A 16,559-nucleotide genomic window follows, 5' to 3' on the forward strand; every position below is an offset into this window, starting at 1 on the left:
CGCGGACCCGGGAAGGGCGGCGCTTCGCTGGCCCTACCTCCCGGCGGGCATCAGACCGTGCTTGACGCCCCTCGGCTTTTCACTTGTCCACGAACCGTGCTGCGGGCCGGCCCGTTCTGCGGGCCGGCCCGTTCTGCGGGCCGGCCCCTCCACCGCGTCTACGGGGTGAGCGGTGGACGGTACGCCGTGTCCGGGCCCTGCTCCTCGCCGGGCCGGCCCGGCCGGTCCTCGCGGATGACCTCGCCCTGGACGACCCTGCCGTCGGGGTGGTGGATGCGGACCTGCTGGAAGGCCCCGCCGAAGGTGCCCGCGGGCACCGAGGCCATCCTGCGCTCCAGCGAGCGGGCCGCCCGGCGGCCGATCCAGGCGCGGACGGGCGGGAGCAGGCAGAGCAGGCCCGCCACGTCGGAGAGCAGGCCGGGCATCATCAGGAGCAGGCCCGCCAGCATGGTGAGGCCGTTTCCCTGGCCGGGCCGCTGCGGGGCGGGCTGCTGCCCCTGCTGAGCCTGCTGGAAGGTGTCCGTCAGGTTCCTGAAGGCACGCCGCCCGGCCCGCTTGATGACCACCGCGCCCAGCACGATCCCACCCACGAGCAGCGCGGCGACGGTCAGCCCGCCGGCCTCGCCGGCGACCAGGCTGAGCAGCCAGATCTCCAGGAACAGCCAGGCGGCGACCGCCAGGGGCAGGAAAGTACGGGCGGGCGAGCGCCGCCGGGGGGCCGTCGAAGTGGGAACGCCGGTCGTCATACCAACAGTGTGCCTGGACCGGCGTAAAAGCGGCCTCAGCCGGAGGTGCCGGGCATCCCCTAGGGGTCGCCGGTCAGGCCTTGCCGCTGCTGCCCTGGTCGCCGCCGTCGTCCGTGCGCTCGCCCGTGTCCTTGTCCGTGCGCTCGCCCGTGCCCTTGTCCGTCGCCTCGCCCCTGGGGGCGTCCGTGCGGTCGCCCTTGCCGATCAGCTTGGCCGCCTGGGCCTTGATGCCCCACTGGGTGACCCGCCACAGGGCCTCCACCACGATGTCCTTGCTCATCTTGCTGTCGCCGAACTCGCGCTCGACGAAGGTGATGGGCACCTCCACGACGCGGAAACCCTTCTGGACGGCCCGGCGGGCCAGGTCGACCTGGAAGCAGTACCCCGCGGAGGCCACCTCGTCCAGGCCCAGCCCCTCCAGGGTCTCGCGGCGAAAGGCCCGGTAGCCGCCGGTCACGTCGCGGATGGGCACGTTCAGCATCAGGCGGGAGTACGTCGAACCGCCGCGCGAGAGGATCTCGCGGCTCTTGGGCCAGTTGACGACCCGGCCGCCCGGCACCCAGCGCGAGCCCAGAACCAGATCGGCGCCGCTCAGCGCCGTGAGCAGACGGGGCAGTTCCTCCGGCTGGTGGGAGCCGTCGGCGTCCATCTCGACGATGACGCCGTAGCCGGCCTCCAGGGCCCAGACGAAGCCCGCCAGGTAGGCGGCGCCGAGCCCCTCCTTGCCCTTGCGGTGCAGGACGTGCACGTGGTCGTCGCCGACCGCCAGCTCGTCGGCGAGCTTTCCGGTGCCGTCGGGGCTGTTGTCGTCCGCGACCAGGACGTGGGCCTCCGGCACCGCCGCGCGGACGCGTCCGACGATCAGCCCGATGTTCTCCGCCTCGTTGTAGGTCGGAATGATCACCAGGGCTGTACCGAGCGGTCCGTAGGTCCGCTGTCCGCCGTCGCTCACTGAGTCCCCTTTTGTGCTCTTGCACGTCCTGTACGTCTTGTCGCAGAGGATGACTTTAGAACAGTGATCGGGGCCCGCGGTCCTTCGGGCCGGTCGGACTCCCGCTGGATGCGGGTCGTCGTGACCGTTGTCTACTGGACCGCCGGGCCCCGACCCGGGGCCACCCGCCGCCCGGCGAAACCTTCCCTCGCCCCCGAGGCGCGGGCGCGCTGAGCAGACGGATCCATCCGGCACGGACGTCCTGTGGTGGACCCGGCCGAACCTATCCGGGTCCGACCGCCCGCACCGAACCGAGGCCGACCGGATCACCCCTGTGGCCGTACGAATACCTCCCGGCCGCCGACGACGGTCGCCAGGCACACCGGCAGGTCGGCGCCCGGGCTCAGGTCGGGCAGGCCGGGGGTGCCGGAGCGGGGGTCGGTGGACCAGCGGGCGACCCGGTCGTCGGGGGCCTGGACGACCAGTTCCGAGGTCTCCCAGACGGCGTAGTCGGCCGGGGCGCCGGGGACGAGGACGCCCGCGTCGTCGCGGCCCAGCGCCCGCCAGCCGCCCCTGGTGTGGGCGGTGAAGGCGGCCCGCACCGAGATGCGGTGGGAAGGGGTGCGGTGGAAGGCGGCCGCGCGGACGGTGCCCCAGGGGTCGAGCGGGGTGACGGGCGCGTCCGAGCCGAAGGCGAGCGGCACGCCGGCCTTGAGCATGGCCGCGTACGGGTTGAGCGTGCGGGCGCGCTCGGCGCCGAGCCGGTCGGCGTACATGCCGTCCTCGCCGCCCCAGGCGGCGTCGAAGGCGGGCTGCACCGAAGCGGTGAGGCCGAACTCCGCGAAGGCGGCGATGGTCGCGGGGGTCATCATCTCGGCGTGCTCGACGCGGTGCCGGGCGGCGCGGACGCGGGCCGGGCCGACCTTCTCGGCGGCCGCGCGGACGCCCTCCACGACCGCGGCGATCGCGGCGTCCCCGATGGCGTGGAAACCTGCCTGGAGGCCCGCCTCGGTGCACGCGGCCACGTGTTCGGCGACGGCGTGCGCGTCGAGATAGCCGGTACCGGTGTGAGAGGCGTCGGCGTACGGGGCGTGCAGGCAGGCGGTGTGGGAGCCGAGGGCGCCGTCGACGAAGAGGTCACCGGCCGCGCCGACGGCCCCCAGCGCCTTGGCCTGGTCGAGGTCGAGGTCGGCCCAGTACCCGAAGACGCGCGGCCCGGGGCGCTCCCCGGCCAGCGCGAGCAGGGCGGTGAAGTCCTCGGCGGAGGAGATGTCCGGCCCGCCGCACTCGTGCACGGAGCCGATGCCGAGGGAGGCGGCCCGGTCGAGGGCGGCCCGCTGGGCCTCGGACCGCTGGGCAGGGGTGACGGCGGCGAGGGCGGCGGCGCGGACGGCGTGGTGGGCGTCGCGGGTGAGCGGCTCGTCACCGTGGACGGCCACGCCGGGTACGAGGTCGAGCAGGGCGGTGGTGACCACGGCCGAGTGCACGTCGATGCGGCTGAGGTAGAGCGGGCGGCCGCCGGCCGCCCGGTCGAGCTCGTCGCGCCGCGGGGCGCGCCGCTCGGGCCAGCGGGCGGCGTCCCAGCCGTGCCCGAGGAGCACCCGATCGGCGGGGCGGCTCGCGGCGTACGCGCGTACGAGGTCCAGCGCGGCGGGCAGGGAGCGGGCGCCGGAGAGGTCCAGCCCGGTGAGGGCGAGGCCGGTGGAAGTGGTGTGGACGTGGGCGTCGGTGAAGGCGGGGGTGACGAGCGCCCCGCCGAGGTCGACGACCTCGTCGACGCCCTGCGCGAAGGCGTCGGCCGCGCCTTCGGAACCGACCCAGGCGATGTGGCCGCGCTCGACCACCATGGCGGTGGCGAAGGGGTCGGCGGGGCTGTGTACCTCACCCCCGCGGAGGAGGACGGTCCGGTGGGGCGCGGGCGGGGCGGCGTCGGCGGTGCGGTCAGTCATGGGAACCAGTCTCGCGGGTGCGCGGACCCGGCTTCGACCGGGGCCGGGATCCCCTAGGCGTACCGCCCCGGGGAGAAGGCATGCCGGGCGGCGCATCGGGGCCGGCGCGTCAGAAAGGCGCAGAGCGGTTCACAGGCGGGGCGGACGCTTCCCACACGGGCGGACGGTTCACACGCGGGGCGGGCGGGCCTCGTACGGGGTGGAGAGGACCACCGTCGTGCGGGTCGAGACGTGCGCCAGGGCGCGCAGGCGGCCCAGGAGGTCTTCCAGCTCCAGAGGGGTCCCGACACGCACCTTGAGGATGTAGTTCTCGTCGCCCGCGACGCTGTGGCAGGCCTCGATCTCGGGGACGCCGGCCAGACGGTCGGCGATGTCGTCGGGAGCGCTCGGGTCGAACGGCTTGACCGAGATGAAGGCCGTCAGCGGCAGCCCGACGGCCTCGGGGTCGACGACGGCCGCGTAGCCGCGGATCACCCCGCGCTGTTCCAGCCGCCGTACTCGCTGATGGACCGCCGACGTGGACAGTCCGGTGGCCTTGCCCAGGTCCGTGTAGCTCATCCGCCCGTCCCGCACGAGCAGATCCACGATCTGGCGGTCCAGCTCCTCCATTGCGCTCATAGCCGCTCAACCTAAGGCCCAAGGGCACTCCAGGCACAGTGCTGTCCGCCCACTGGAGGCATCTGCGCCGGGCATGTGACCAAGGCCACAGGCCTGTGCACGCGTACGCCCGGCGGTTGTGGTTACTCGTGCCGCGCGACGGGAAGTGCTTGGTGTGGCCGAGGCTGTGGAAACTGCCCGCCCGGCCCACCCAAGGGGGAGTACATCCATGCTGAACAACAAGCGCGCCGGTCGCACCGAACCGGAGCCCCTGGAACCGCTCGATTCCGAGGACGGCGAATACCTCGAATACCTCGACGACGCCGAGGGTTTCGAGATCCACCACGGGATCTGCCCCGACTGCGGGCAGGCGATCGCCCTGGTCGCGGACGAGGAGTACCTGCCGCAGCACGCGCTCTGCCTGACCCCGTGGAACCCCTTCGGGCTCACGGTGTGCGCGGGCACCGGCCGGCCCGCCGCCGACGCGCTGCCCAGCATCGGCGTCATCGAGCCGGTGGAGAGCCGGGAGCTCGAACCCGTCGTCCACCTGGCCCTGCCCCAGGGGCTGGACTGGCGGACGCAGCCCTTCTCGCACGTCGGCGGTCCGGGCTCGCGTCCCGTCCGCGTGGTGAGCCCGGTGCTGCCGCAGCGGCGACAGCACGCGCAGGCCGCCTGACGGTCTCCCCGTACGAGTCCTACCAGTACGTTCCCCGCACCATGGCCGCCAGAGCCGCGTGGTGCAGGATCAGACGGTCCGGATCCGCCGGGATCTCCACCTCGCCGAAGTACGCCTGCCGGTAGGCGATGCGCAGCATCACGATGCCGTGCCGCAGGGCGGCGTAGAGGGTGTGGAACTCCATGTCCCTCGGGGCGTGCCCGGTCAGTTCGGCATACCGGCGCTCCAGGTCCTCACGGCGCAGGAAGTCCGGCAGGCCGGGCTGGCCGAAGCCGACGGTGAGGTCCTGGAAGAAGCGGTGGAGGTAGACGGTCCAGCCGAGGTCGACCTCGCGCGGGGCGTACGCGGCCATCTCCCAGTCCAGGACGGCCACCGGGGTGAAGCCGTCGTAGATGACGTTGCCGATGCGGGCGTCGCCCCAGTTGAGGACCGCCGGGCCCTCGTCGGCGGGCCACAGCTCCTCCAGTCGGGCGAAGGCGCGCTCGATGAGCGGGGACGGGGCGAGCCCGCCGACCACCCAGTCGTAGTAGGCGCGTTGGCATTCCACGTGACGGCGCAGCGGGGTGCCCTCACCCTCGGGCAGGAGGAACTCGGCTTCCTTGGCGGGGAACTGGTCGTGCAGGCGGGCCAGGAGCGAGATGCTCTGCTCCTGGAGTGCGGCGCGCTCGGCGTCGGTCGCCGCGTGCAGCCAGTTTCCCTCGTAGGTGTAGGGCATGACATCGGGCGGGACCCGCCCCTCGGCGCGGGCCATCACGAAGAACGGCGCTCCGAGCGGGGCGGGGTCCTCCTCCAGCCATTGCACGCGCGGGACGGGCAGGTCGGTGTGCTCGGCGACCAGGCTCATCACGCGGTGCTGGCGCGGCATGTCGTACGCCGGGAAGACGGTGTAGGCCGCGGGGTCGGCGGCGAGGCGCAACGCGCAGGCGCGCAGCGGGGTGTCGGGGTGCTCGATGTCGAAGAGCAGGGTCTCGCTGGACATGCCGTTGGACCCCGGGACGCGGACGTTGGTGACCCGCACGCCGGGAAGCCGCGCGTCGAGCCAGGCGGCGAGGCGCCGGCCGAGCTCCTCGGGCTCACGGGTGGAGGTGCGGGGGCGTGGAGCGGTTGCCATGGGTGAGCCCCTCTCTGCTGGTCTCTGCCGGTCTCTACTGGGCGACGGAGGAGTAGTCGGCGAAGCCGCTCGGGTCGTGGCGGCCGAAGCTGCCGTGTTCGAAGATGCCGTGGCCGACCTGCCCGTCGAGGGTGAAGCGGGCCGAGTGGTCGGTGACCCCGAAGGCGGCCATGGGGTGGGCGGCGGGGTCGGAGAGGTCGTAGACACGGCAGTCGGTCCAGCCGCGCCCCTTCCAGGTGCCGTGCTGCCAGTCGCTCGCGGGCGGGTACCCGGCGCCGACGGCCAGCGGGGAGGAGGCCAGGATCTCCACTCCCAGCTCAAGGGGCTTGCGGGCCGGATCGGTGAGGTGGACGACGGCGCTCTCGGGATGGCGGGTGCCGGGGCGGTAGCGGATCTCGGTGTGCGGCCAGCCGAGCTGGACGTCGTGGCGCCCGCTGTCCTCGGGGAAGACCTGCACGGCCTCGCTGAGGGTGCGGTGGCCGTCGGCGTCCTCCTGCGCGATGACCATGACGAACCGGTCCTCGAAGCGGACGGGGATCCAGAGCCAGTGGAAGCCCTCGGGGCGGTACTCCTCGGCGGCCCGCCCGCCGTCCTCGCCGGGGATCGGACGCACACCCCAGCTGCGGTCGCGCGTGCCGGTCCACTCCCCCGGCGCGAGGGTGAACTCCTCACCCTTGGCCCGGATGGTGCCGGTGACGTCGCCGGCCTGGACGAAGCGGCGGCCCTCCAGCATCAGGCGGTCGCCGCGCCGCTGGACGTGGTGCGGCTCCCAGACGGCGGGGAACGCGGCGGTCCAGGTGATGTCGTACGAAAGCCCGTGCGGGTCCGCCGGGTCCGCCGGGTCGGCGGCGCAGCGCAGGGTGAGCTGCTTCAGCGGGGCGTCGACGGTGAGGGAGAGAGGCCCCACGGAGAGGTTCATCCGGTCGTCGCCGAGGGCGTCGGAGGCCCGGACTGCGAGGAGTTCATCACCGATGCGGAGGGTGGCGTAGGCGTCGATGACCCCGGCGTTGGGGTAGACGCCGAGGCCGAGGATGAGGACGGCGCGGCCGGCGTGGTCGAAGACGTGGAAGATGCAGCGGTCGTAGGCGTTGCGGTCGCCGCTGACGAGGTGCTTCATCGACAACGGCGCCTGGTGGATGGGGTATTCGTCGAGGGCGACGGGCCGGTCGACGGGCATGGCGAACCTCCGGGGCGCGGTGACGGGCGAATGCACGGGGACGCGACTTGACGGTACGTCAGACACCGCGCGCGCGGCCATACCGCTGCCGCGGGGGCGGGCATACCGCTCCCGCGGGGCGGGCGGGGCGGCGCGCCGGTGACGGACAGCGGAACGGGAGCCCAGCAGGACGCAGCACCGGCGGCGAACAGCTGGGCGGGAGCCGAGGAGGACGGAACACCGGCGGCGGACAGCTGAGCGGGAGCCCAACAGGACGGAACACCGGCGGCGGACAGCTGGGCGGGAGCCGAGGAGGACGGAACACCGGCGGCGAAGATCCAGGCCGGGGACCCGGGAAAACGGAGCACGGCGGCAAAGAGCCGAGCCGGGAGCCCCGGAGGACGGCACACCAGCGACCAAGAACCGAGCCAGGAACCCAGGACCCCCGAGCACCGGCGACCGAGCACCAGACCGGGGACCAGCAGAACGAAGCACGGGGGGCAAAGAGCCTGGCCGGGAACCCAGGGGGACGGAGCGTCGGCGACGAAGAGCCGGACGGGGCTGCCGGGGGCGCGGCCATCGTGCTCGTCAGAGGGCAAAGAGGCTTGTGCCCAGCCCGAGACGGCCGTCAGCCGCTCGAGTGAGAAACGCCTAACGACCCTGGGCGGCTTATGTCCAGCCACGGACAGCCGCCGGTCGCTGAGCCGTGAGAAGCGCGTAGCGATCTGGCGCGCTGCCCGCCGGAACCGCTGCCAGGTCGCTCTGGTGGAGGTTTGACCGGGGGTGGGCCGCCCCCGACCCCGAAACCAGGCCCGTATGGGCCCGCCTCGGGCTCGTCCTCAAGCCCGGGCCCTCACCACCGGTGGGGCTTCACGGCACGCCCGGACTGATCCTGGGACACCGGCCCGGCGCTCCCTGCGGGGGTGGCCTGCCCCCGACCCCGGAACCAGGCCCGTCTGGGACCGCCTCGGGCTCGTCCTCACACCCGGGCCCTCACCACCGGTGGGGCTTCACGGCAGGCCCGGACTGATCCTGGGACACCGGCCCGGCGCTCCCTGATGACCCCGTATCCCTGTCCGTCCCCCGTGACCGTTCCTTCGGGGGCTTCCCGACAGTCCTCGTATGTCCGGGGCGGGACGGTCGGTCAAGGGCGGCCGCAGGCCGTCGCGCAGCGACGCGACGACGAGGAACGAGGAGGAGCGCCCTTGACGGGCCGGCACGACACGGAGAGACGATGGGACTGACGGGAAACCCCCAAGACATCCCCGATCCCGCCCGACTGCATGCCGCCACCCGAAGCCCCGCCCCCGTTCCGTCCACCGATGTACGGGGTCCCGCCCCCCGAAGCCCCACCCCCCACCCCCGGGGACGCGTCGAACGGATAGCCGGGGCGGGGAGGCGGTAACCCGGGGCTCGCGTGCCGCGTTGCCCCTGCATGACCACGGTTGAGACTTCCACGCCGAGGACGGGACGCCGTCGGCGGCCGACGCCGGCCGGTTACGAAGAATCGGTTCAGCAGGCACCTCGTCAGCGCCACCCCGATCCACCCATCTACAGCGCCCTGATCGCCCGCTGGACCGAGGAAGAACGCACCCTGCCGGGACGGCGCGATCCGGAGTGGTCCCGGATCAGCTCGTCCCCGATCTGGCCGAACGGTCCGCTCTTCGGGAGCTGACCTCAGAGCGGGCGCGGCCAGCCGCCGGGCGGAAACCGCACTGCACGCAGAAGGCGCCCAGGGGGCGACGTAGCGCCCGTGCGACCCCTGCGCGCGACCCGTAGTACGTCGCACTACAGCGCCGCGTCGTCCGCGGTCCATACCGGCCGCTACCGGCCGCTACGAACCGTAGCCCGAACCCGAACCCCGGCCCCGACCCCGACCCCGGCCCCGGCCCCGTCCCCGGCTAGCCGTAGCCCTGACCCGCACCCCGGGCGGCCACGTCGTCCGCCCTGGCCATCTGCCCCAGTCGCCCGTCCTAGCGGCTCTCGGGCCCCGCCAGGTGGCGGGCGATCACCATGCGCTGGATCTGGTTCGTGCCCTCCACGATCTGGAGGACCTTCGCCTCGCGCATCAGCCGCTCGACCGGGAAGTCCGCGGTGTAGCCGTAGCCGCCGAGGACCTGGACCGCGTCCGTGGTGACGGCCATCGCCGCGTCCGTGCAGAACAGCTTGGCCATCGCCGCCTGCCGGGAGAACGGCTTGCCGGCATCCCGCAGCCGCGCCGCCGCGAGGTACAGCGCCCGGCCCGCCTCGATCTTGGTTGCCATGTCGGCCAGCATGAAGCGCAGCCCCTGGAAGTCCGCGATCGGGTGCCCGAACTGCTTGCGGTCCAAGGCGTACGCCAGGGCCTCATCCAGCGCCGCCTGGGCGACGCCGATGGCGCAGGCGGCGATGCCGAGGCGGCCGGCGTCCAGCGCGGCCAGGGCGATGGTGAAGCCCTGGCCCTCCTCGCCGATGCGCCGCGCGTCCGGCACCCGTACGCCGTCGAAGTGCAGCTGGGCGGTGGGCGAGCCCTTCATGCCCATCTTCTTCTCGGGCACGGCGGCGGTCAGGCCGGGCGCGTCCCCGGGGACCAGGAAGGCCGTGATGCCCTTGGCGCCCTCGGCGCCGGTGCGCGCCAGGACGGTGTAGAAGTCGGCGACGCCGCCGTGGGTGATCCAGGCCTTGGTGCCGGTGATGATCCAGTCGTCGCCGTCGCGCACCGCTTTGGTGGTCAGGGAGGCGGCGTCGGATCCGGAGGCCGGCTCGGAGAGGCAGTAGGCGCCCAGCAGGCCGCCGCCGAGCATCGCGGGCAGGTGGGCGCTCTGCTGCTCCTTGGTGCCGTAGCCGGCGAGGCCGTGGCAGGCCAGGGAGTGCACGCTGACGCCGAGCCCGACGGTCAGGCGGGCTGCGGCGAGTTCTTCCAGTACCTGGAGGTAGACCTCGTACGGCTGCTCGCCGCCGCCGAAGTCGCCGTCGTAGGGGAGGCCGAGCAGTCCGGCCTCCGAAAGAAGGGTGAAGACCTCTCGCGGGAACCTCCCGGAGTCCTCCTCCTCGGCGGCCCGGGGGCGGATCTCCCGCTGGGCGATCTCTCGTACGAGCGCGAGGAGGTCCCGGGACTCCTCGGTGGGCAGCTGACGGTCCACCGGCTGCGGGGCGCGGTCGTTCATGGCGGCGCTCTCCTCCCTCGTCGGGCACGGCGGCGACGCGCGAGGTGTGGGGCGCGCCGCCGGGTCTCGGTGCTCTTACAGCCGATGCTGCCCTCCCGGATCACGGAAGGGGCTGTTCAGCGGCTGCGGCGGGTTGAGTATGCCCGATCAGGCGCGTCCCGTCACCGGTGCAAGATCGCTCGGGTGGGCGGGCGGTTCCTCGGCGGCGGGCGGAGCGGGGCACTCCGGGACGAACTCCTCGATGACCGTCAGGGTCGCGCGCAGCTGGCGCACGAGGAGGGCGCCGACTTCGGCTCGGCCGAGCCGCTCGGCCGCGCCCGCCACCGCGCCCGCCACCGCGCCCGCAGCCGTATCCGGGGCCCCACCCGCATCCCCGCCCGCAGCCGTATCCCGCTCCGGCTCGGCACCCCCACCCCCACCCGCACCCGCGCTCCCACTCCCGCCCCTACCCCCGTCAGCGAGGCCGCCGATCCACTCCAGGGTGATCCCCTCGACCCCCGAGAGCCAGCCCACCAGGGCGAGCCGGGCGATCGCGGGGACAGTGCGGTGTCCGTACGCGCCTTCGGCGATGGTCGCGACCAGTTCCTCGCGCACGGCGTCGCGGATCGCCAGCACCTCGGCGTCGGAGCCGACGCCGCCGGTGACGATGGTGCGGTAGGCGGCGTGGTGGTGCTCGGCGTAGTGGAGGTAGCCGTCGACGGTGCGCCGGACCCGCTCGGCGGCCGGGAGGTCGGTCTCCCCGCCGGCGCGGGCGACGAGTTCGGCCACGGAGTCCTCGACGATGGCGAGGTAGTAGCCGCGCTTGCTCTTGAAGTAGTAGTAGATCAGCCCCTTGGCGACGCCGGCGTGCTTGGCGATGTCGTCCATGGAGAGCGCGTCGTACGAGGTGTCGGCGAACAACTTGCGGCCGATGGCTATGAGTTCGGCCCTGCGGACCTGCGAACGCCCGGTCGCTCCGCGCTGTTGACTATTATTCAAATTCAGCCCTAGCCTCGAAGCGCCACAGGATGCCCGAAGTATGGCAGACCTGTGTGCCGAGCTCGCTTCGCACTTCCCCTGCGCACTGGACGACGTACGGGAGGAACAGTCATGGGTAACGGCAACATCCGCAACGGCGGGAGACGGCCCGCCGAGGGCCGGGTCGACTGGAAGAAGACGGCCGTCGTGGCGATGCCCGCGGTCGTCGCGGTGGGGGCGATGGCCATGGTCATGGCGCAGGGCGCGCTCGCCGCCTCCTTCGCCGTCTCGGGGACCAGCTTCCAGGTGTCCTCCTCCAAGCTGAGCAGCAAGGGCCTGGCCTCGTTTGTCCAGACGGACCGCTCCGTCGACGGCAAGGGGCATCCGGTCGCGCTGCTCGGCATCGGCGAGGCCACGCTCACCGACATCTGCCAGGCCGCCGAGGTCGACACCCCTCTCGGCAAGGTGATCTTCAAACTGACGGCCGGCGGCCCGGCCGGGGAGGTCACGGCCAGCAACCTGGTGATCGACGGCGAGGACCTCGACGGCGACGCCACCTTCGGCACGGCCCAGATCGGCCGGGACGCCTCGACCCTGGACCGGGTGGACGGGGTCAAGGGAGAGCCGGGGAAGTTCGGCCTGCAGGCCGGGAACATCGAGGTGGTGGGCGTGAAGTCGCACGCCTGGTCCGCGACCGGCGGCAACTTCAAGCTCAAGGGCATGAAGCTGAACGTCAGCCTGGACGGCAAGAAGTGCTTCTAGGCGTCCGAGGCCTACGGGGCACCCCGCTGCCCGAGCACCGGCGCCGGCTGCGCGCCTGGCGCCGGACCCGGCCGTTCTGGGGCGGGCTGCTGGTCATCCTGGGCGGGACGGAGCTGCTGCTGGTCCCGCTCTCCCCGCTGACGGTGCTGGTGAGCCTGGGCCTCGGGGGGCTCGCCGCGATCGGGATCGGTGTCGCACTGGTCCTGGCGGGGCTGTGCCTGTGGTTCCTGCCGCAGGCGCGGACGTACGTCTCGCTGCACGCCCTGCTGCTGTCGGTGCTGTCGTTCGCGGCGACCAACCTGGGCGGTTTCCTCATCGGGATGGCGCTCGGCATCGCGGGGAGCGCCCTGGCCTTCGGCTGGACCCCGCTGCCCGAGGAGGAGGCGGGCGAGGAGGGACGATGGGGCTCACCCGGGACGGCGTCGGCGTCCGGCGGAGTACCGAACCCGGGCCCTCGCCCGGGTCCGGAGGGACGCGGGCCGCGCACGCTGGCCGCCGCGCTGCCGGTGGTGCTGCTCGCGGCGCTGGTAACGGCCGGGCCCGGGGCGAAGCCCGCCGCCGCGGCGGCGGGGAAGCCGGGGGCACCGATGGCCGCCAGGACTCCGCCGACCGTCACCACTTCCCTCTTCGCACCCCAGGGCTTCGCGCTCGCCGGCGTCACCCAGGTGTCCACGGTGGACGGGCCGTTGAAGGTGCTGGTGCTCAGGATGCACGCGGCTTCCCTCCGCGACTACCGGCTGCGCACCCGCGACGGCCGGGACGAGTACGGGCTGGCCGCCAGGTCCCTCGATCTGCGCGGCGACGTGACCCTGTACCTCACGAAGTTCAGCGGCTGCATCGAGGGGCTGCTCTGCGTCACCTTCAGTCCCGACGGGCTGCCCGCTCCCCCGGTCATCCCGCCCTTCGTCTTCATGACCCAGGTCAGCGCCGAGCAGGCGCTCGTCACCTCCGACGTCATCGTCACCGACGGACTGCGACTGGAGGCCTCGTGATCCCGGTCCGGACGGCGGACGGCCGCTAGGTGTAGCTAGGCCCTGTCGTCAAAGTCCCGCCTTGCCCGCGACGTCCGGCACGGAACTAGAGCCAGCCGACCTGGGTGACGAACATGGCGACGACCACCACGAGCGTCCAGCCGAGCACGTGTTCGAGCCAGGACGAGTCCTCTCCGGGGCCACCGGTGCGGACGAGGTCGCGGGCACGGGCGGTCAGAGTGGCGGTGGCGGTGGGGGCGGCGGTGGCGGCGGTCATGGTGTCCAATGTGCCAGCGGTCGCGGCCTTCGCGGTAGAGACGAGGGCCACGGGTGGCGGACGTCACGCCGCCGGGCCCCGACCGTGGTGCGGTCGGGGCCCGGCGGCCGGTTCGGCGTCCTGACCAGACGCGGGCGGACCTTGGGCGTGGACGTCGGGTTCGAGCCGTCGGGTTCGAGCCGTCGGTGTCACGCCCGGGTTTCACGGTTGCGGCCGGCCATCGCCGCCATGGCGAGGCCGAGACACAGGGCGACGGCGCCGGTGATCACATTGCTGACCACCGAACGGGTCGTGTCCATTTCACCGGCGATGACCCATGGAGCGATGATCGTCCATGCTCCGAGTGCGACCGCCGTCCAGGCCATCGCGTGAGTGCGCTCATAGGCGTTCCCGAACCCGCCCATGCAGACGCAGAACGCGAGGCCGGCGATCAGGTTGTTGATGGCCAGCGGGGTCAGGCCGCTGAACCCGGCGATCCAGGGCGAGGCCGCCAGGTACAGGCCCGTCAGCAGGGCCAGTGCCTCTACGGCCTGCGCACGGGGAGTGCTGGTGACCCGCTCGAAGCGAGTGCGCATCTCGGCGAGGTCGGGGTGGTGCTCGATTCTCGAATGGGTGGTCATAGCGGGCTGCCTCCTAGTGAAGCCTTTATATGCCCTTTACCCCACTATGCGCGGACTATTCGGACTCATCGGACTCATCGGTCAACCCCATCGGACTTTTCGGTCAGCCTCATCCGACTCGTCGGTCAACGCCAACCTCACAGCACTCCGACCGCCCTCAGAGCGTCGACCTGCGCCGGCCCCGCGTCGACGGGAGCGAAGAGGTAACAGATGCCTCCGGTGCCCGGGACGACCTTGCCGGCGGCGTTGTGGCGCTTGGTCCGCAGCCAGATGTTCTCGAGCTGCCGCCGCTTGTAGACCCGCCGCACGGACGGGTTGTCGGGCGAGTTCGGGTCGTTGGCGATCACGTCCCCGTCGGCGGTGAAGCCGACGACGGTCATCAGGTGCCCGGCGGTGCCGTAGCCCGCGCCGGTGAGCTCCTCCGGGAGGAAGGACTGGGAGGTGATGGCCGGGATGCCGGCCCGGACGAGGATCTCCAGGTCGGTGAGGGAGGTGAGGCGCGTGACCACCCCGGCGAGCCGGCGGTAGGTGGCGGCGTAGGCGGCGTTGAAGGGCCAGTTGCCGCAGCCCTTGTAGGCGGCGTCGTAGGTGGAGCGGGCCGCGTGGCAGACCTGCGGGTCGGCATAGGCCGGATTGACCCACGCCAAAGCCTTGGCACTGGCCTTGCGGCCCCAGAACTCGATGACCATCTGGGAGGAGGTGGGGCTGCACCAGGCCTCGCCGCCGTTGTCGTACTCGGGGTACTGGCCGACGTGGATCTCCTGGGAGTAGCGCGGCACCATCAGCTCGTGCGGCCGGCCGGGAGTCGAGGCGGGGACGGTGAACCGGTCCGGGACGTCGGAGGCCATGGCCCCGGCCAGCCAGACGGTGGGGCCGCGGTCGGCGCCGGGCCGGCGGTAGAGGGTCAGACGCAGTCGCCAGTCCGCGATGCGCAGGCCGGTCGCGGGAGCGTCGACGGCCAGCGTGTCGGTCCCGACGGTGGACTTGCCGTCGGTCTGGCCGTCCACGGAGGTGCGGCGGATGTCGCCGTCGCCGGAGGCCCAGCGGCCCATGACGTACCAGGGGGTGGCGGTGCCGTCGGTGTAGGTGCCGCACAGTTCGATCTGGATCCAGGTGCCGACGGGCGTACGGGCGTTCCATGAGGCGATGGCCTCGGTGGCGGGCACCGCGGAGCGGTGCGCCGGGGAGGTCCAGGTGGCGTACTCCCAGGTGCTCTTCTTCCCCGTGTGGGGGTCTGCGTACGTGGTACGGCCCGCCGGGATCCCGATCTCCAGGCCGGGGCGGGCGCCGCCGACCGCCGTGGTGCCCTGGTGGGCGCCGGCCAGCCAGTGGTCGTACGAGAACCAGAACCGGTTGTCCACGGTGCGGGCGGTCCCTCGGGGCGCCGGCGGGGCGGCGGCCGACGCGCTGCCGCCGGGGACGGCGGCGGTGGTGGCGGCGGTGGCGACCGCGAGGGCCGCGACGAGTACGGCCCTGCGCGGTGTGGGTGCGGTCATCGCGGGATTCCCCCAGGAGTGCGTCGATACTTCGCTGCTTCGGTGCTTCGGTGCTTCGGCACATCCGCGCTTCGGTGCGTCGGTGCGTCGGTGCGTCGGTGCGTCGGCACTTCACCCTTCCATTTCCCGGCGGCCGGAGGCCGAAGCCGGGAGCCCGTGTCGGGGGTGACGACCGGTCCGGCCGAAGGGTCGCCCGCCGCCGTAGGGTTGCGGCGTGGAGCCACACCAGTCACTCGAACCACTCGCGCGGGAGCTCGCCGCCCTGCCCCCCTCCCTCGGCCCGGTCCGGCTGATCGGCGTCGACGGGCACGCCGGGTCCGGGAAGAGCACCTTCGCGGCGCGGCTGGCCGAGGAACTGGGAGGAGCGCCGGTGCTGCACCTCGACGATGTGGCCACCCACGAGGAACTGTTCGGCTGGGTGGAACGGCTGCGCTCGCAGGTACTGGAGCCGCTCGCCGCCGGACGGCCCGCGCGCTGGACCCCGTACGACTGGGTGGAGCGGCGCTTCGGCCCGGAGCGGGTCCTGGAGCCGGCGCCCGTGGTGATCGTGGAGGGGGTCGGGGCGGGGCGCCGGGCGCTGCGCCCCCGTCTGGCACGGCTGCTGTGGATGGAGACGCCGCGTGCCACGTCCTGGGGGCGCGGGAGGAACCGGGACGGGCGCGAACTGTCCGACTTCTGGGACGGATGGGAGCGCGCGGAGCGCGCGCACTTCTCGGACGACCCTTCGCGCCCCTTCGCCGACACCCTGGTGTGCCAGAGCGGTACGGGATACGAGTGGTCTTCCGGGGCCACTGCGACGGCGCGAACGACCACCACCCTCACTGAGGGTGACGAACTCCCCCAGGCCTGAGCCACCCTCGAAATCCGCTCCGACGGGCCTCCGCCGACCCGCTTGACCCGGGGCCCGCAGCGGCCTTACGTTTCCCATGCGCGGCCCTTGGCGGCCGGCGCGGACGCGAAGCCCCCGGTTGTTCCCCCGTGACCGGGGGCTTCGTTCTGCCGCACACCTCCGCGCCCTCGCGTCACGCGACGCGCATGCCCCCGGGACCTTCACACAGAGTCACCGGATGCCCTCGGGTGACTCGCCCGAACCGGCTCCGACGCGCCCTACGTAAGGTGCGAAACCGCAGGTACGATGCAGCCCTGATTTCATCGGCGCAGTGG

At 72.8% G+C, this 16,559-nt stretch carries 14 protein-coding genes and 1 pseudogene; 4 read left to right on the forward strand and 11 right to left on the reverse strand.

Annotated features, from left to right (window positions below):
- Positions 1 to 158: 158 nt before the first annotated feature.
- The 4 genes from fxsA to ABZX75_RS18030 all read right to left on the reverse strand — a co-directional run bounded on the left by fxsA (position 159) and on the right by ABZX75_RS18030 (position 4,235).
- Complete coding sequence (fxsA, locus tag ABZX75_RS18015; protein ID WP_355411501.1) at positions 159 to 746, reverse strand: FxsA family membrane protein; 588 nt, start codon at positions 744 to 746, stop codon at positions 159 to 161.
- A gap of 73 nt (positions 747 to 819) precedes the next feature.
- Complete coding sequence (locus ABZX75_RS18020) at positions 820 to 1,698, reverse strand: polyprenol monophosphomannose synthase (RefSeq protein ID WP_355411503.1); 879 nt, start codon at positions 1,696 to 1,698, stop codon at positions 820 to 822.
- Between the two features lie 305 nt (positions 1,699 to 2,003).
- On the reverse strand, positions 2,004 to 3,626 hold the full coding sequence (locus ABZX75_RS18025) for an amidohydrolase (protein ID WP_355411505.1): 1,623 nt from the start codon (positions 3,624 to 3,626) through the stop codon (positions 2,004 to 2,006).
- Between the two features lie 168 nt (positions 3,627 to 3,794).
- The gene (locus tag ABZX75_RS18030; RefSeq protein ID WP_355411813.1) at positions 3,795 to 4,235 is read right to left on the reverse strand and encodes an Lrp/AsnC family transcriptional regulator; all 441 of its coding nucleotides are present in this window, start codon (positions 4,233 to 4,235) and stop codon (positions 3,795 to 3,797) included.
- Between the two features lie 217 nt (positions 4,236 to 4,452).
- Between ABZX75_RS18030 and ABZX75_RS18035 the strand changes: the two genes are divergently transcribed.
- Complete coding sequence (locus ABZX75_RS18035; RefSeq protein ID WP_355411507.1) at positions 4,453 to 4,899, forward strand: hypothetical protein; 447 nt, start codon at positions 4,453 to 4,455, stop codon at positions 4,897 to 4,899.
- Positions 4,900 to 4,918: 19 nt separating this feature from the next.
- On the opposite strand, the gene ABZX75_RS18040 is transcribed toward ABZX75_RS18035, so the two are convergent.
- The 4 genes and pseudogenes from ABZX75_RS18040 to ABZX75_RS18055 all read right to left on the reverse strand — a co-directional run.
- The gene (locus ABZX75_RS18040) at positions 4,919 to 6,010 is read right to left on the reverse strand and encodes a phosphotransferase family protein (RefSeq protein WP_355411509.1); all 1,092 of its coding nucleotides are present in this window, start codon (positions 6,008 to 6,010) and stop codon (positions 4,919 to 4,921) included.
- Between the two features lie 34 nt (positions 6,011 to 6,044).
- Positions 6,045 to 7,187, reverse strand: a complete 1,143-nt coding sequence (locus ABZX75_RS18045) for a hypothetical protein (protein ID WP_355411511.1) — start codon at positions 7,185 to 7,187, stop codon at positions 6,045 to 6,047.
- Between the two features lie 1,952 nt (positions 7,188 to 9,139).
- Positions 9,140 to 10,312 carry an acyl-CoA dehydrogenase family protein gene (locus tag ABZX75_RS18050; protein ID WP_355411513.1) on the reverse strand — a complete coding sequence of 391 codons (1,173 nt, stop codon included), beginning with the start codon at positions 10,310 to 10,312 and terminating at the stop codon, positions 9,140 to 9,142.
- A gap of 468 nt (positions 10,313 to 10,780) precedes the next feature.
- Positions 10,781 to 11,290 (reverse strand): annotated as a pseudogene (locus tag ABZX75_RS18055) (TetR/AcrR family transcriptional regulator); the annotation flags it as partial.
- 192 nt (positions 11,291 to 11,482) lie between these two features.
- On the opposite strand from ABZX75_RS18055, the gene ABZX75_RS18060 reads away from it, so the two are divergent.
- Together ABZX75_RS18060 and ABZX75_RS18065 are read left to right on the forward strand one after the other, a co-directional pair.
- On the forward strand, positions 11,483 to 12,031 hold the full coding sequence (locus ABZX75_RS18060; protein ID WP_355411815.1) for a DUF6230 family protein: 549 nt from the start codon (positions 11,483 to 11,485) through the stop codon (positions 12,029 to 12,031).
- Positions 12,022 to 13,023 carry a DUF6114 domain-containing protein gene (locus ABZX75_RS18065; protein ID WP_355411515.1) on the forward strand — a complete coding sequence of 334 codons (1,002 nt, stop codon included), beginning with the start codon at positions 12,022 to 12,024 and terminating at the stop codon, positions 13,021 to 13,023. The genes ABZX75_RS18060 and ABZX75_RS18065 overlap by 10 nt, the downstream gene beginning before the upstream one ends.
- An 85-nt stretch (positions 13,024 to 13,108) precedes the next feature.
- On the opposite strand, the gene ABZX75_RS18070 is transcribed toward ABZX75_RS18065, so the two are convergent.
- The 3 genes from ABZX75_RS18070 to ABZX75_RS18080 all read right to left on the reverse strand — a co-directional run bounded on the left by ABZX75_RS18070 (position 13,109) and on the right by ABZX75_RS18080 (position 15,395).
- The gene (locus ABZX75_RS18070; protein ID WP_355411517.1) at positions 13,109 to 13,279 is read right to left on the reverse strand and encodes an SCO1431 family membrane protein; all 171 of its coding nucleotides are present in this window, start codon (positions 13,277 to 13,279) and stop codon (positions 13,109 to 13,111) included.
- Between the two features lie 188 nt (positions 13,280 to 13,467).
- Positions 13,468 to 13,899, reverse strand: a complete 432-nt coding sequence (locus ABZX75_RS18075) for an SPW repeat protein (RefSeq protein WP_355411519.1) — start codon at positions 13,897 to 13,899, stop codon at positions 13,468 to 13,470.
- A 137-nt stretch (positions 13,900 to 14,036) separates the two neighbouring features.
- Entirely contained in the window at positions 14,037 to 15,395 is a 1,359-nt protein-coding gene (locus tag ABZX75_RS18080; RefSeq protein WP_355411521.1) for a peptidase C39 family protein, read from the reverse strand.
- A 214-nt stretch (positions 15,396 to 15,609) separates the two neighbouring features.
- Here ABZX75_RS18080 and ABZX75_RS18085 point away from each other — a divergent pair, with 214 nt between their 5' ends.
- The gene (locus tag ABZX75_RS18085) at positions 15,610 to 16,245 is read left to right on the forward strand and encodes a hypothetical protein (RefSeq protein WP_355411523.1); all 636 of its coding nucleotides are present in this window, start codon (positions 15,610 to 15,612) and stop codon (positions 16,243 to 16,245) included.
- The last annotated feature ends 314 nt before the right edge of the window (positions 16,246 to 16,559 follow it).

Source organism: Streptomyces sp. NPDC003038, from assembly GCF_040611115.1.
GTDB lineage: Bacteria > Actinomycetota > Actinomycetes > Streptomycetales > Streptomycetaceae > Streptomyces.

Coding starts and splice junctions, on each gene's coding strand:
- fxsA (WP_355411501.1), bottom strand. CDS start 746: ATGACGACCGGCGTTCCCACTTCGACGGCCCCCCGGCGGCGCTCGCCC.
- ABZX75_RS18025 (WP_355411505.1), bottom strand. CDS start 3,626: ATGACTGACCGCACCGCCGACGCCGCCCCGCCCGCGCCCCACCGGACC.
- ABZX75_RS18030 (WP_355411813.1), bottom strand. CDS start 4,235: ATGGAGGAGCTGGACCGCCAGATCGTGGATCTGCTCGTGCGGGACGGG.
- ABZX75_RS18035 (WP_355411507.1), top strand. CDS start 4,453: ATGCTGAACAACAAGCGCGCCGGTCGCACCGAACCGGAGCCCCTGGAA.
- ABZX75_RS18040 (WP_355411509.1), bottom strand. CDS start 6,010: ATGGCAACCGCTCCACGCCCCCGCACCTCCACCCGTGAGCCCGAGGAG.
- ABZX75_RS18045 (WP_355411511.1), bottom strand. CDS start 7,187: ATGCCCGTCGACCGGCCCGTCGCCCTCGACGAATACCCCATCCACCAG.
- ABZX75_RS18050 (WP_355411513.1), bottom strand. CDS start 10,312: ATGAACGACCGCGCCCCGCAGCCGGTGGACCGTCAGCTGCCCACCGAG.
- ABZX75_RS18060 (WP_355411815.1), top strand. CDS start 11,483: ATGCCCGCGGTCGTCGCGGTGGGGGCGATGGCCATGGTCATGGCGCAG.
- ABZX75_RS18070 (WP_355411517.1), bottom strand. CDS start 13,279: ATGACCGCCGCCACCGCCGCCCCCACCGCCACCGCCACTCTGACCGCC.
- ABZX75_RS18075 (WP_355411519.1), bottom strand. CDS start 13,899: ATGACCACCCATTCGAGAATCGAGCACCACCCCGACCTCGCCGAGATG.
- ABZX75_RS18080 (WP_355411521.1), bottom strand. CDS start 15,395: ATGACCGCACCCACACCGCGCAGGGCCGTACTCGTCGCGGCCCTCGCG.